Annotated in this window: 15 protein-coding genes; 9 read left to right on the top strand and 6 right to left on the bottom strand. The window is 59.9% G+C overall.

Going from position 1 to position 14,547, the window contains the following annotated elements; all coding sequences use genetic code 11:
• Positions 1-7: 7 nt before the first annotated feature.
• Positions 8-757 (bottom strand): MlaE family lipid ABC transporter permease subunit, encoded by a 750-nt coding sequence (locus V3390_RS02680; protein WP_331703251.1) that lies wholly within the window; start codon positions 755-757, stop codon positions 8-10.
• On the bottom strand, positions 757-1,554 hold the full coding sequence (locus V3390_RS02675) for an ABC transporter ATP-binding protein (protein ID WP_331690199.1): 798 nt from the start codon (positions 1,552-1,554) through the stop codon (positions 757-759). Before V3390_RS02675 ends, V3390_RS02680 begins: the two co-directional genes overlap by 1 nt.
• Positions 1,555-1,693: 139 nt before the next feature.
• Here V3390_RS02675 and rpmH point away from each other — a divergent pair, with 139 nt between their 5' ends.
• The 5 genes from rpmH to V3390_RS02650 all read left to right on the top strand — a co-directional run bounded on the left by rpmH (position 1,694) and on the right by V3390_RS02650 (position 6,668).
• The gene (gene rpmH, locus V3390_RS02670) at positions 1,694-1,834 is read left to right on the top strand and encodes a 50S ribosomal protein L34 (protein ID WP_331690198.1); all 141 of its coding nucleotides are present in this window, start codon (positions 1,694-1,696) and stop codon (positions 1,832-1,834) included.
• 37 nt (positions 1,835-1,871) lie between these two features.
• A complete protein-coding gene (rnpA, locus tag V3390_RS02665; protein ID WP_331703250.1) occupies positions 1,872-2,279 on the top strand; it encodes a ribonuclease P protein component in 408 nt (135 codons plus the stop codon).
• Complete coding sequence (yidC, locus tag V3390_RS02660) at positions 2,276-4,003, top strand: membrane protein insertase YidC (RefSeq protein ID WP_331703249.1); 1,728 nt, start codon at positions 2,276-2,278, stop codon at positions 4,001-4,003. The genes rnpA and yidC overlap by 4 nt, the downstream gene beginning before the upstream one ends.
• Positions 3,987-5,351 (top strand): tRNA uridine-5-carboxymethylaminomethyl(34) synthesis GTPase MnmE, encoded by a 1,365-nt coding sequence (gene mnmE, locus V3390_RS02655; RefSeq protein ID WP_331703248.1) that lies wholly within the window; start codon positions 3,987-3,989, stop codon positions 5,349-5,351. Before yidC ends, mnmE begins: the two co-directional genes overlap by 17 nt.
• 99 nt (positions 5,352-5,450) lie before the next feature.
• Complete coding sequence (locus V3390_RS02650; protein ID WP_331703247.1) at positions 5,451-6,668, top strand: DUF2130 domain-containing protein; 1,218 nt, start codon at positions 5,451-5,453, stop codon at positions 6,666-6,668.
• A gap of 5 nt (positions 6,669-6,673) precedes the next feature.
• Here the strand turns inward: V3390_RS02650 and V3390_RS02645 are convergent, their stop codons facing one another.
• Positions 6,674-7,150 carry a MaoC family dehydratase gene (locus tag V3390_RS02645; RefSeq protein ID WP_331690184.1) on the bottom strand — a complete coding sequence of 159 codons (477 nt, stop codon included), beginning with the start codon at positions 7,148-7,150 and terminating at the stop codon, positions 6,674-6,676.
• A gap of 58 nt (positions 7,151-7,208) precedes the next feature.
• Here V3390_RS02645 and V3390_RS02640 point away from each other — a divergent pair, with 58 nt between their 5' ends.
• Both V3390_RS02640 and V3390_RS02635 read left to right on the top strand, forming a co-directional pair.
• Positions 7,209-7,571: a hypothetical protein gene (locus V3390_RS02640; RefSeq protein WP_331703246.1), complete on the top strand. Its 363-nt coding sequence runs from the start codon at positions 7,209-7,211 to the stop codon at positions 7,569-7,571.
• Positions 7,564-8,316 carry a CPBP family intramembrane glutamic endopeptidase gene (locus V3390_RS02635; protein ID WP_331703245.1) on the top strand — a complete coding sequence of 251 codons (753 nt, stop codon included), beginning with the start codon at positions 7,564-7,566 and terminating at the stop codon, positions 8,314-8,316. The genes V3390_RS02640 and V3390_RS02635 overlap by 8 nt, the downstream gene beginning before the upstream one ends.
• A gap of 68 nt (positions 8,317-8,384) precedes the next feature.
• Here the strand turns inward: V3390_RS02635 and V3390_RS02630 are convergent, their stop codons facing one another.
• The 3 genes from V3390_RS02630 to V3390_RS02620 form a co-directional block, all read right to left on the bottom strand.
• The gene (locus V3390_RS02630) at positions 8,385-8,987 is read right to left on the bottom strand and encodes a hypothetical protein (protein ID WP_331703244.1); all 603 of its coding nucleotides are present in this window, start codon (positions 8,985-8,987) and stop codon (positions 8,385-8,387) included.
• Between the two features lie 173 nt (positions 8,988-9,160).
• Complete coding sequence (locus V3390_RS02625; protein WP_331703243.1) at positions 9,161-9,715, bottom strand: diffusible signal factor-reguated Ax21 faimly protein; 555 nt, start codon at positions 9,713-9,715, stop codon at positions 9,161-9,163.
• A gap of 224 nt (positions 9,716-9,939) precedes the next feature.
• Entirely contained in the window at positions 9,940-10,419 is a 480-nt protein-coding gene (locus tag V3390_RS02620) for a tRNA (cytidine(34)-2'-O)-methyltransferase (protein WP_331703242.1), read from the bottom strand.
• Positions 10,420-10,552: 133 nt separating this feature from the next.
• Between V3390_RS02620 and V3390_RS02615 the strand changes: the two genes are divergently transcribed.
• Together V3390_RS02615 and V3390_RS02610 are read left to right on the top strand one after the other, a co-directional pair.
• Positions 10,553-13,417: a M16 family metallopeptidase gene (locus tag V3390_RS02615; RefSeq protein WP_331703241.1), complete on the top strand. Its 2,865-nt coding sequence runs from the start codon at positions 10,553-10,555 to the stop codon at positions 13,415-13,417.
• A gap of 101 nt (positions 13,418-13,518) precedes the next feature.
• A complete protein-coding gene (locus V3390_RS02610; protein WP_331703240.1) occupies positions 13,519-14,535 on the top strand; it encodes a 3-oxoacyl-ACP synthase III in 1,017 nt (338 codons plus the stop codon).
• Positions 14,536-14,547: the final 12 nt, after the last annotated feature.

Here is a 14,547-nt window from a genome sequence, read left to right as displayed (position 1 = left end):
AATCCTGTTACTGGAACAGCAGGGCTGACATGATGAAGTTCAGCATCAGAGTCAGCAGCGAGGCATTCACCACGGCCTTGGTAGTGGCCAGGCTGGTGCCTTCGATGGTGGGTTCGGCGTGGAAGCCGACGTAGGCCGCAATCAGCGACGCGACGCCGCCGAACACGGCCGATTTAAGTAGAGCGACCAGGAAGTCATCGACGAAATCGACGTTGTCGCGCAGCGCAGGCCAGAAGTAGCCGGCATCGAGTCCGATGGCATGAACCGCTTCGAGATAGGACGCGACGATGGCAAACAGGCAGAAAAAGCCCGTCAGCAACGGCACGGCGATTACGGCGGCCCAGAAGCGCGGCACCACGGCCTTGCGGATCGGGTCGATGGCCATCAGGTTCAGCGCGGTGATCTGGTCGGTTGCGCGCATCAGCCCCAGCTCAGCTGCGATGGATGAGCCCGCGCGGCCGATGAACAGCAGCGCGGTTAGAACCGGTCCCAGCTCGCGGTACAGCGACAGACCCAGCAGGGTGGACAGGGAGTTCGATGCACCGAACACACTAAGGGTCCGATAGCCCTGCAAAGTGAGCACAAGCCCGACGAACGCGCCGCCAACGGCGATGATTGGCAGCGAACGTGCACCGATCTTATATATCTCGCGGACTAGCTCGCGGAGCAGGTCACGGTCCGGTTTCGAGGCCCGCAACACGGCGCCCAGGAACAGGCCGATGCGGCCGAGTTGGCGTAGGGAGGATTCAAAAATCATCAGACAGTCTCCCCGCGCGGTTCCGCGTCGAAGCGGATCGGGCCTTCGGGTTCGCCGGCCAGGAACTGACGAACCAGCGGGTCCGTACTGGACTCGAGCTCACTCGGGGTGCCCTGAAAGATCACCTGACCATTGGCAATGACGACGGCCAGATCACAGATCGGCAAGGTCTCGCGTACGTGGTGGGTGACGATGATGGAGGTCAGATGCAGCGACTGATTCAGACCTTGCACTAGGCTCATCACGACTCCGCTGGCAATAGGGTCCAGACCGGTCAGGGGCTCATCGTAAATCATCAACGGCGGATCCAACGCCAGGGCGCGGGCCAGGGCGACGCGGCGGGCCATACCCCCCGACAGCTCGCGCGGGTAGGCATTGCCGACCTTGCCAAGCCCGACGGCGTGCAGTTTCAGGGACACCAGGGTGTCAATAATCTGCGGGTCGAGATCCGTGTGGGTGCGCAGGGGCAGGGCGACGTTGTCGGCTACGGTCAGATCGGTGAGCAAGCCGTTGCCTTGCAGCAGCACGCCCATGCGGCGCCTGAAGTTCAGCAAATCCCGACTGGACCGGGGGATGGGCTGGCCGAGCACGCGAATTTCACCGGCGGCGACCGGCAATTCACCGGTCAGAGCAGCCAATAAGGTGGATTTGCCGCTGCCTGAAGGCCCCAGGATGGCGACCACGGAACCATTCGGGATCCGTAGGTCAATGTCATCCACAATGGTGCGGCCGTCGCGGTCCAGGCGCACATGGCGCAGCTCGACCGCCGAATCGGCGGAATGGGGAAAGGGGGTCATGGCGAGTATTGTCGCACCCGGCCGGCCTGTTCACCTGAACAAGACTTCAATCCGACTTGCGCGTTGCAAATATCCCCGCTATAATCGACGGTCTTTCCCTTTCGTATTAGCGCGAGTCCATCTCGCGGAGAGCCCTAACATGGCCACCAAGCGTACTTACCAACCTTCAAATCTCAAGCGCAAGCGCGACCACGGTTTCCGTGCCCGTATGGCAACTGCCGACGGCCGCAAGGTCCTGGCACGTCGTCGTGCCAAGGGTCGCAAGGTGCTCTGCGCCTAATCGGCGCAAGCACTGCTGACTCTCGGTCTAACCGGCCATGAAGTATCCGCCTACAGCGCGGGTGCGGGCCAAGACCGATTTTGACCGCATATTCCAGCATGGGCAACGTAAAGCGTTGCCCGTGCTGGCTTTGCATTGTCTAAAGACCGGCAATGAGGCCCGTCTCGGCTTAGCCATCAGCCGCAAGGTCGATAAGCGAGCGGTGGGCCGCAATCGCATCAAACGCATCCTACGTGATCATTTTCGTCTGCAACGCACTGCGTTGTCGGGCTACGATTTAGTGGTCGTCGCCCGTCCCGGTGCAGCGGCCTTGTCGCCATCGCAACTGCGACGGACATTTGACCAGCTTGCAAAACGTTGCGGCGCCTTCGCAGCCCTTGAATCTAAGGGCGGTTTGCCGCATCTTTCCCCTAGTCCAAACGACGGTAGTTCAACCGACTCATGAATCAGACCCGCACCTTTCTCATTTTTGCTTGGCTCATGGTGGCGGCATTGCTGTTCATGAACTGGAATTCGGATCAGCGCGCCAAACAGGTGGCGGCTGCCAATCCGCAAGCCACTGCCGCGACTGCGGTCAAAGGCAACAGTGCCGTGCCGGGTGCAGCTGCTGCCAACAACGGCGCAGTGCCGACAGCTGCAGTCCCGGGAGCCGCCACCACGCCCGGTATGAGTGCGGCGCCTGCTGCGCCTTCGAGTATTGAAGTGACGACCGACGTGCTCAAGGTGCGCCTCAACGGTGCGGCCGTGACCTACGCGCAACTGCTGCAATATCCGATTGTGAAAGACGGCAAGGACAATGTAGTCCTGATGTCCGATGCGCCGGAAACCTACTATGCCGCGCAAACCGGCTGGGTCGGTGCCAACGGTGCGGCAGCGCCGACGCACGAGGCGACGTTTGTTCCGGCCTCTGCAGGTCCGTATGTGCTGGCTGCCGGTCAGAACGAACTGAAGGTGCCGTTTGTCTGGCGCGGCGAAAACGGTGTCACCGTGACGCGGACCTACACCTTTAAGCGTGGCCAATATGCAGTCGACGTGCAGGATGTTGTGAGCAACGCCGGCACCACGCCGTGGTCTGCCTTTAACTATCGTCAGCTCTCGCGCGTGCCGATGCATTTGGCCAGCAAGGGCCCGATGCATCCGGAGTCGTATAGCTTCAACGGCGCTGCCTGGTATTCCGATGCTGAAAAGTACGACAAGCGTGCCTTTGACAAGTTCGCCAAGGAAGACGCGCTGAACCAGCCTTCGACCGGCGGTTGGATCGGCATGCTGCAGCATCACTTCTTCAGCGCCTGGATCCCGGATACCAAAGAGCCGGTCCGTTTCAACACGGCCACGGTCAACACGAACACCGGAACGCAATATGTATTGCGTGAAGTCGGCAATGCGCACACTGTGGCCCCGGGCCAGCAGCTGGTGAACAGCGCCCGTCTGTGGATGGGTCCCAAGCGCATTGATCTGATCGGCGCACAGAATGTGCAGGGTCTCGATCGCGCCGTCGATTACTCGAGCTTTTCGATCTTTGCCTGGATTGCCAACATTCTGTTCTGGGTGCTGTCGCACATCCATGACTTGGTCGGGAACTGGGGCTGGGCCATTGTGGGCCTGACCATTGTGATTCGCGCCGTGCTGTATCCGCTGACCGCAGCGCAATACAAGTCCGCCGCCAAGATGCGTCAGTTCTCACCGCGTATCAAGCAACTGCAGGAGCGCTACGGCGACGACAAGCAGAAGCTGCAGATGGCCACCATGGAGCTGTATCGCAAAGAGAAGTTCAACCCGATGGCGGGCTGTCTGCCGGCCTTTTTGCAGATTCCGATCTTCATGTCCATGTACTGGATGCTGGCCGAGTCGGTTGAACTGCGTCACGCGCCGTGGATTGGCTGGATCCAGGATCTGACCGCTCGCGACCCGTTCTTCATTCTGCCGATTCTCAACGTGGCCATCATGATGCTGACGCAGCATTTCACGCCGATCGCTCCGGGCATGGATCCAATGCAGGTCAAGATCATGAAGTACATGCCGCTGGCGTTTGGTTTGCTGATGCTGTTCATGCCTGCCGGTCTGGTGCTGTACTGGGTGGTCAGCGGTCTGATCGGTCTGGGCATCATGCTGTTTATCAATAAGCGTGTTGATGCGCAGAACACAGGTGGCAATGTCGTCGTCAGCTGACCGCGATACCATCGTTGCCGTCGCCACCGGTTCGGTGGCGGCAGGGGTTGGCATCGTCCGACTCTCCGGCCCGTTGGCTCACGACATCGCCGCACGTGTGTGCGGCGTTGTCGCATTCAAGCCACGCGTTGCAACGTACCGCGCCTTTCGTGACGAGCTGGGCACCATCCTGGATGATGGCCTGGGTCTGTATTTTCCGGGGCCCAACAGTTTCACCGGCGAAGACGTGGCCGAACTGCAGGCGCACGGGGCTCCGGCGGTACTGCAGGAACTGGTCGCGTTGTGTGTGCGACTGGGTGCACGTCGGGCGCGGGCAGGTGAGTTCTCCGAGCGCGCCTTTCTCGAAGGCCGCATGGACTTGCTGCAAGCCGAAGCCATTGCCGATCTGATTAACGCAACCGATGCGCGCGCCGCCCGCGCGGCACGCCGTTCGATGCAGGGCGATTTCTCGCGCCGCGTCGATGAAGTGTCGCAACTGCTGCTCAACACGCGCATCCACGTCGAAGCCGCGATCGACTTTGTCGATGAGTCACTGGAAACGCTGGGACTGCGCCAGCTTGAATCCAATCTCAGACGCGTCGATGCGGCTCTCGAGGAACTGCTAGCCGCCGCCGAACGCGGCCGTCGCCTCAACGAGGGCGCGCATGTCGTGCTGCTCGGTGCGCCGAACGCCGGCAAGAGCTCCTTGCTCAATGCGCTGGCCGGTTACGATCGGGCCATTGTCACGGACATTGCCGGCACCACGCGCGATCTGCTGCACGAGATCGTACGCGTCGATGGCGTCTCGCTCGAGCTGGTGGACACCGCAGGTCTGCGCGAATCCGCCGATGCCATCGAACAGGAGGGCATTCGCCGTGCCCGTGCCCAGGCCATGCACGCCGACTTGGCGCTGATCGTTCTGGATGCGCGTCACCCCGACATCGCCGCCGTGGCCGGCGATGCACGCGATGTCGCCAAGCGCCTGTGGATCTACAACAAGTCCGACTTGCTCGACTCCGCGCCCTTGCACACGCATCGCGAAGAGTTTCCCGACGACCCGTTTGTCATCATCTCCGCCAAGCATGGCGCCGGTTTGAGCCAACTGCGCGAGGCAATTACCCGTAGCGTCGGCGTGGAACAACTGGCCGAGTCCGAGGGTGAGTTCTCTGCACGTGCGCGTCACACCGAAGCGCTGCAACGCACGCAGGAGTGGGTTGGCACCTCGCGGATGCATCTGGCCCACGAGGATCTGGAGTTATGCGCCGAAGCACTGCGCATCGCGCACGACACGCTAGGCGAACTGACCGGTCGCATCTCGCCCGACGAACTGCTGGGACACATTTTCAGTTCGTTCTGTATCGGCAAATAAGCGCGGCTCCACGTAGAATTCATGATGTAGTGCGGCATTCGGTCTCGAGTTGCCGTGACCTTCCGTTTTGCAATTCAGGCTACAGGGGCCCCGTCTGCGATGAACGAAATTATCTGTCCGCATTGCCATAAGGCTTTTAAGGTCGATGAGTCCGGTTACGCCGACTTGCTCAAGCAGGTGCGTGACAAGGAGTTCAATAAGCAGCTGCATGATCGCCTCGAAGCGGCCGAACGGGACAAAGCCAATGCAATCGAGCTTGAGCGCGCCCGCCAGGCGACCCTGCAGCAGCAATCGGTGTCTGCCCTGCAGCAGGAAATTCAGCAGCTCAAAGGCCAACTGGGTGCGTTCGATACCCAACGGCAGCTGGCCGTTATCCAGGCCGTCAATGCCATTGAAAAAGAGCGCGATGAGTTACGCGGCAAGCTCGAAACCACAGAGCTGCAGAAATCGGTCTCGGAACAGGAACTCAGGACCCAGTTTGAGCTGCGCCTGAAAGATCGCGAAGAAGAGATCATCCGACTGCGCGACATGAAGGCCAAGCTCTCCACCAAAATGGTCGGCGAAACGCTGGAGCAGCACTGCGAGACTGAGTTCAACCGCCTCCGCGCCACGGCGTTTCCGCGTGCCTATTTTGAGAAGGACAACGACGCGCGTACCGGCAGCAAGGGCGACTATATCTTTCGCGACTATGACGAAGCGGGTACCGAGTACGTCTCGATCATGTTCGACATGAAGAACGAGGACGACCGCACCGCGACGAAGAAGAAAAACGAGGACTTCTTAAAGGAACTTGATCGCGACCGCAACGAGAAGGGTTGCGAGTACGCGGTGCTGGTCTCCATGCTGGAGCCGGACAGTGATCTGTTCAACACCGGCATTGTCGACATGCTGCATCGCTATCCCAAAATGTACGTGGTGCGACCGCAGTTCTTTATCCCCATGATCACGCTACTGCGCAATGCCGCGCAGAACTCGGCGCAGTACAAGTCCGAGCTGGCACTGGTGCGGGCGCAGAACATTGACATCACCAACTTCGAAGACAAACTCGAAAAGTTTAAGGATGCCTTCGGCCGCAATTACGACCTGGCGTCGCGGCAGTTCCAGAAGGCCATTGATGAGATCGACAAATCCATCGGCAATCTGCAGAAGACGAAAGACGCGCTACTGAGCGCCGGCAACAATCTGCGTCTGGCCAACGAAAAGGCGCAGGATGTGACCATCAAGCGCCTGACGCACAAGAACCCGACGATGAAGCAGAAGTTTGCCGATGCCCGTACATCCGGCCGACAGTCGGCGGACGAGGACGACGCGGACTAATCGAACTAGGCCGTCGGCTTTTTAAACGCAAGCATGCGTGCCTTGCCGCGCTGCACGACCTCGTCGTTCTGATTCAGCGTTTCCATTTGCACGACCACATAGCCGCGGTCGGGCTTGGATAGCGAGCCACGCACGTTCTGCACAGTTACCACCAGACGCAGCACATCGCCGGGCCGAACGGCCAAAGGCCAGGCCAGTTCGCTGCCCGCACCGATCAGTCCACCCTGCACGGGAACGGATTGCACCAGCAGCCGCATCGAAATCGCGGCAGTGTGCCACCCGCTGGCTGCGAGGCCTTCGAAGAATGTATCGCGGGCGGCAATCGGATCAAGATGGAACGGCTGCGGGTCGAACTCCGAGGCAAATTCGACGATCTGCGTGGCCGTGAGCGGGGGATAGGTGCCGCTGAAAAACGTCATGCCGACTTCAAAGTCTTCGAGATACAGGCCCATAGGTGTCGTGTTGATGGATTCAATCTGCATTGTAAGCCTGTCCTCACTTCGGATCAGGCACAATAGTTCCATGACTCGACTTCTCCTTATGACCGCAGCACTCGCCGTCATCATTCTGATGCGCTTTATCAGCGATATGGCAGCCATCAAGCGGCTGTCTCAGCGCTCCGGCCTAAGCCGTCTGCAGGCCAGGGCCATGTTCCGCGCAGAAATCTACAACACCATGGCCGCCAACAAGATTACGGCGCTCGCGTTTCTGGCAGCGCTGGGCTATGGCATCTGGCTGTTCCTGCACACCACCGGACCGGACCGCGTGCTGATGCCGATCCTTACGATCATCCTGGCGATGGAGTTTGGCCGCTACCTCACCCGTAAAGAGGCCGACGCGCACATCGAGCAACGTCTGGCTCAACGCCAATCCGCCCCAACCGAGTCCATGCCGAATGAATGACCTGACGATTTCAGAATCCAATCGCCCGCATTGGGGCGTGCTTGGCACGACCTTGTGGGGCATCGTCCTGTTCGGTGTGTTCTCCATTGCGCAGACTGTGGGTGCGCTTGGCGCCGGCATTGATACTTCGCAGGGCATGCCGACTGCACAGGAGCTGGAGCAAATGCTGCCTCAGCTGGTCAGCAACGGCAATGTGCTGATAATGGCCACACTGTTGGCTTTTGTCGTCACCGTGCCGCTTATGTTGCTGGTGATCCGGCTCAAGCGCGGCAGCAGCATTCGCGATTATCTGGCGCTGCATGCGGCCAGCCTCCGCGATTACGTCAAATGGATTGCGATCATGGCGATTGCCGTGGTGGTGCTGGGTCTGATCGGCGAGTCCATGAACGAAAAGTCCGCCGATGCCTTTACTCAAGGTGTCTTTGACAGCGCTAACAACAAAGTGATGCTGTTTCTCGCCGTTGCCGTACTCGCCCCGGTATTCGAAGAGCTGTTTTTCCGCGGATTTCTTTACAAAGGGCTGGCGAACAGTCGCCTAGGGGTCAACGGCGCCATCGTGTTGACCTCGCTGCTGTGGGCCGTTATCCATCTGCAGTACGACTGGTATCCCATTTTCATGATCTTTGTAATGGGTGTCTTGCTGGGTCTTGCGCGCCATCGCACCGGCTCCATTGGCGTGCCGATTGCCATGCATGCATTCAATAATTTCAGCTCGTTGATGCTAATCAGCCTTGGCGTCGGCTAAGACCTAGATTAGACGCGAGCACAAAAAAAACCGCCGGTCCATTTGGAGCGGCGGTTTCTCTTTGGCGGTTATTCGCCCTTGGCGCAGCCGGTCATGGTGCGGCCATCGACCTTGGCGCTGACCCAATAATTAAACGGGCGGCCCGACATGCTGTCCAGGCACTTGCGCTCAATAAAGGTAAACGAGAACGGCTTGCCGGCATTGTCGCCGGAGTAGATCACCTTGTTGCCCTCACCGCTGCGCTTGGCGGTCAGCATGACGCCATCCTGATTCTCGAGTGTGGCAAACAGCACCATGCCGTCGTCTACCTGCGCATTCCAGAACGGCTCGTTGCCGTAGGCTTTGAAATTGGTGGACTTGACCTTGGAGTTGTCGGGCGCATCGGCAGCCGGAGCTGCCGGTTCGGCGGCAGTACTCGTACCGGTCGAAGGCGTTGCAGGCGCTGCAGTGGTGGCGTCGGGCGCAGTAGCGGTGCCATCGGACGGATTCTGGACGATAGCCTCCTCGCCTAGAGGGGCATCCTGGACGGCAAAGGGCTCTTCAACCGGTGGCGGCTCGACGGCAGCAGCAGCTTCTGCATCGGCTTGCGACGGCGTCCGCGAACAACCAAGCAGCGAGACGGCAAGACCCGCAGTAGCGAGCATTACGATGACCGACGAACGATTACGCATGGAACAACCCCGAAACGATGAGTGAAAGACTAGAGCTCTAGACTACCAAACTTGCCGAGGGGACTCTTAAACGTTGCGTAACGCGCGAATGGCCGGCCGCCGGTGAGATTGCACCGACAAAAAAACGGCCCCGGACGAATCCGAGGCCGCTTGCTTATCACCAACTTACACGATTAGAACGTGTAGCGCGGGCCGACAAAGAAGCCGGTGGCGCCGTCAGCGATCTTGACATCGCCTGCGACCGACCAGTTCGGGGTGAACTTCATTTCAGCACCCAGGCGGCCGTAGACGTCGCCGTCCACGTTGTCGCCGTCTTCATAGCCCAGCGAAGCCGAGCCGATGAAGTTCGGGGCCAGACGGCTCTTCACGCCGCCCTCAACGCTGTAACCGTCTTGCTTGTAACCGGTGGCCTTGTAGTTTTCATAGGCAACCTTGGTCACGAAGTCGGTCGAAGTCGTGATGGCGCGGTTGTAGCCGACACCGGCTTGTGCGTGCTTGATCTTCACGTCGGTGTTGTCGATCTTTTGCTGATCGTAACCGCCGAACAGATGGAAGTTCGGAGCAATTGCACCCGAGCCCTTCAGGGCCCAGCCGTCTGCATCGGCGCCGCCGTCGGCGTTGGTGCGGGCGTAGCCGCCTTCGATGTAGTTGTAGCTGATGCCGTCAGCAGCCATCGCCGAGAACGGCAGAGCGGCGGCCAAGGTCAGTGCAATCAAAGAACGCTTCATGATGTAAAACCTCACATTTCAAAAGTTAGCCGGATCGTCGAGTGATCCGACAATCGACAAAGACATACTTCGTCGACAGGTCCCAGTATCCAGTTGTGGATTTAATGAACTCTGAATTCCACAAATGTGAATTCAGCTGCCATGCAGGCCTTATTTCAAGGGGTTTTTAACAATTGATTGCGGCGCTAACCGGCCGCAAACCATCAAGCCGCAAATGCAGAGACTCAAACGCCGCCGGTGTAGCCGTGCTGACGCCACGCCTCGTACACCATCACCGCCACGGTGTTGGACAGATTCAATGAGCGATTATCGGGACGCATCGGAAGGCGCAGCCGTTGCTCGACAGGAATCGACTCCAGAACCTCTGCGGGCAGGCCGCGCGTCTCAGGTCCGAACAGAAACACATCACCCTCTGCAAACGCAATCTGATCGGGTCGCCCCGAACCTTTGGTAGACAAGGCAAACACACGCGGTGCATGACCCACTTCCCGTGCAATGGATGCAAGCGCTACATCGAGCGAAGGATGGACCTGCATCCGAGCAAACTCGTGATAGTCGAGGCCCGCACGTCGCATCTGCTTGTGATCAATGGGAAAGCCCAGAGGTTCGACCAAGTGCAGTTGGGCACCGGTGTTGGCACACAGACGGATCACATTGCCGGTGTTGGGTGGGATCTCGGGCTCGAACAGGACGACATGAAACATTCTCCTATTATGAAGCGCCAACCGTGACTTTAGGCCCATAGCCCGCTCAAAGCCCCTCACTTATAGTGAGGTCTGCGTGTCGGCCAATAGGCAGGCACCCGCTCGCATTTTCCAAATTTAGGGTTGAACTGTAATGAATCATGCTCCCCGTTTGAGTGGCCTCGCCTTGGCGGTGATCGCCGGTCTGGGTGTCGCCACCCTGGCCCCGTCCGTTGCCGATGCCGCGCCGAAGGCCGCGACCAAGGCCGTCGCCAAGTCCTCCGTCGAGATTCCGTATGAGCAGTTCACCTTGCCCAATGGCCTGCGGGTCGTTGTGCACACCGACCGCAAGGCACCGATTGTTGCCGTCAACGTGTGGTACCACGTAGGTTCCAAGGATGAGCCGGCGGGCCGCAGTGGCTTCGCCCACTTGTTTGAACACCTGATGTTCAATGGTTCCGAGAACAATAAGGGCGAGTATTTTGAGCCCTTCGAACAGGTCGGCGCCACCGATATGAACGGTACGACCAACAGCGACCGTACCAACTACTTCCAGAATGTGCCGACCACCGCACTGGATATGGCTCTGTGGATGGAATCCGATCGCATGGGCCATCTGTTGGGCGCCATCGATCAGAAGACGCTCGATGAGCAACGCGGCGTCGTCCAGAACGAAAAGCGCCAGGGCGAGAACCAGCCTTACGGCCAGCTGCGTTACCTGCTATCGGAGAACGTGTACCCCAAGGGTCACCCGTATCACCACACCACCATCGGCTCGATGAACGACCTCAACGCGGCCTCGCTGGACGACGTCAAGAACTGGTTCCGTTCCTGGTACGGCCCGAATAACGCCGTGCTGGTGCTGGCCGGCGACATTGATGTCGCCCGCGCCAAGCAACTGACCATGAAGTACTTCGGTGACATTCCGGCCACGCCGACACTAAAGCAACCGGCCGTCAACGTACCCAAGCGCGGCAACACCCGCCAAGTCATCGAGGACAACGTCCCGCAAGTGCGCATCTTCCGCGCCTGGCCGGTCGCTGCAGTGACCAGCCGCGATTCCGATCGCCTGGATCTGCTGTCCTCGGTGCTCGGCGGTTCCAAGAGCTCGCGCCTGGACAAGCGTCTGGTGCACGAAGAAAAGCTGGTGGATAGCATCGGCACCAGCGTGCAGGGCGCCCAGCTGTCCTCGATCTTCATGATCAATGCCGCCCTGAAGGAAGGCGTGGATCCGGCCCGCGTCGAGAAAATCATCGACGAAGAACTGAGTCGCCTGATCAAGGAAGGCCCGACCGCCGAAGAACTTGAACGGGCTCGCGGTTCGGCTCGCGCCGGCTTTGTGCGTGGTGTCGAACGCATCGGTGGCTTCGGCGGCAAGGCCGACGTGCTGGCCGCTTGCGCCATCTACGAAAACAATCCGGGCTGCTACAAGGATTCGATCAAGGCTTACGACACGGCAACCAAGGCCGATCTGCAGTCTGTCGGCCGCAAGTACCTGCAAGGTAACGGCAGCCATACGATTGTCGTCAATAAGGGCAAGCGCACACCGCTGCTCGAAGAGCCCGCCGTCGCCGCCAAGCCGATCACGCTGCCGCCGGTGTCGGCTCAGTACAAGGTCACCCCTTCGGATGTGGATCGCAGCAAGGGCGTTACGGTTCCGACCGAATTCCCCCAACTGACCCTGCCCAAGCTGGAACGCGCGACCTTGGCCAACGGCACGAACGTGATCTTGGCCCAGCGCCACGAGATTCCGGTCATCAATTTCAACTGGATGTTCAACGGTGGCTTCGCCTCCGATCCCAAGGACAAGCTGGGCGTTGCCAACATGGCCCTCGGTTTGCTCGATGAGGGTGCGGGCAATCTCGACTCGCTGGCGTTTGCCTCCAAGGCCGAGGCACTGGGCGCGGTGATGGGTGCCGGCGCCTCGCTCGACGGTTCCGCTGCTTCGATGTCGGCCATGAAGGATCAGCTCGATCCGTCGCTGGCCCTGTTTGCTGACATGCTGCAACGCCCGCGCTTTGACCAGAAGGAAGTGGATCGCGTCCAGGCCACCTGGCTGTCGAACATCCGTTCCGAAAAGGCCAGCCCGGGTAGCGCCGCATCGCGCGTACTGCCGGTGCTGCTGTTCGGCAAGGACAACGCCTACGGCATTCCGTTCTCGGGTACCGGTTACGAAAGCACGGCCGGCAAGCTGACTCGCGCCGACTTGCTGCAGTATGTCGCCAACTATGTCCGTCCCGAAGGCTCGACCCTCGTCGTCGTGGGTGACACCACGCTCGCCGAAATCGTGCCCAAGTTGAACAAGCACTTCGGCTCCTGGAAGGGCACGGGTACCGCGCCGCAAGCCGCCAACACGGTGGCCGTGGAACGCCCGGTCTCGACTAAGGTGTACCTGATTGACCAGCCCGGCGCGGTGCAGGCCAATATCTTTGGCGGCCAGCTGCAAGTCCCGCCGAGCGGTGACGAAAAGGAAGTCCTGCTCGACATGGCCAACGAAGTGATCGGTGGTTCGTTCACCTCGCGTCTGAACATGAACCTGCGTGAGGACAAGCATTGGTCCTACGGTGCCCGTACCGGCCTTCGCAGTGCACTGGGTCAACGTCCGTGGGTGGTCAGCGCACCGGTCCAGATTGATAAGACCGCTGAGGCACTGGTCGAAGCCAACAAGGAGGTCCAGGCTCTGGCCAGCGCCGAAAAGGCTGTCACTCAGGCCGAAGTGGACAAGATCCGTGCCAATGAGCTGCGCTCGCTGCCGGGTCAGTTCGAAGTGGCCAACGCCGTCTCGGGCATGATCATGGGCAACGTCCGTTATGGCCGTCCCGATGACTACATTGCTCGCCGCAGCGCCGTGATTGCCTCCATGCAGCCGGCGCAGATCGAAGCGGCCGCCAAAGCCTTCGACCCGAACCGTATGGTGTGGGTGGTGGTGGGTGACCTGTCCAAGATCGAAAAGCCGGTCCGTGACCTGAATCTGGGCCCGGTCGAAATCCTGGACGCGGACGGCAATCCTAGCAAATAAGCATTGCGCTCAGGGCGGGACGGATGGCCGTCTCGCCTTGATTTTCTCGGAAAGTGACCGCATATCCGATAAAATAGCCGTCTACTTACTGAGATCTGCCCATGCTGTTTCAACACGTTGCCATCGCCGGCCTGGCCCATATTGATGCGCCCAAGAGCCTGAGTTCCGACGAGATCAATGAGCGCCTGCGTCCCACCATGGATCGCCTGGGCATCAAGGTCGACGTGCTGGGTGACATTGCCGGAATCAAGGCCCGTCGCCTCTGGGATGGCCCCATGCAAGCCTCCGATGCCGCCACTCTGGCCGGCATCAAGGCACTGGCCGATGCCGGTGTCGATCCGTCGCGCATCGGTGTGCTGATCAACACCTCGGTGTCGCGTGACTATCTGGAGCCGTCCACGGCCTCCATTGTCAGCGGCAACCTGGGTCTGAGCGATACCTGTCAGAACTTTGACGTCGCCAATGCCTGTCTGGCCTTCATCAATGGCATGGACATTGCGGCGCGCATGATTGAGCGCGGTGAGATCGAGTACGCACTGATTGTCGATGGCGAGACCGCCGACCTGGCCTACGAGAACACCATCAACCGTCTCAACGCCGAGGGCACGACAGAAGAAGACTTCCGCAACGAACTCGCGACGCTGACTTTGGGTTCGGGTGCCGCCGCGATGGTGATGGCGCGCGCCGAACTGGTGCCGGGTGCGCCGCGCTACCGTGGTGGTGTGACGCGTGCCGCGACCGAATGGAACAAGCTGTGCCGCGGTAATCTGGATCGCATGGTCACCGACACCCGCATGTTGCTGATCGAAGGCATCAAACTCGCTGAAAAGACCTTTGCCGCTGCACGTCAGGCCATGGGTTGGGTGGCAGAAGAGCTCGATCAGTTTGTTGTGCACCAGGTCTCGCAGGTCCACACCAAGTCGTTTACGGCGGCACTGGGTGTCGATCCGCGCAAAGTCATGACGATTTTCCATGAGCACGGCAATATCGGTCCCGCCTCGGTGCCAATCGTGCTGAGCAAACTGCGCGAAGCCGGCAAGCTCAAAAAGGGCGATCGCGTGGCCCTGATGGGCATCGGCTCCGGCCTCAATTGCTCGATGGCCGAAGTCGTCTGGTAAATATCGAATTCG

Origin of the sequence: Aquilutibacter rugosus (genome assembly GCF_036541335.1) — a bacterium.
In the GTDB taxonomy this organism is placed as follows: Bacteria; Pseudomonadota; Gammaproteobacteria; order Xanthomonadales; family Xanthomonadaceae; genus Aquilutibacter; species Aquilutibacter rugosus.
This window is presented reverse-complemented; position numbering and strand designations above follow the sequence as displayed.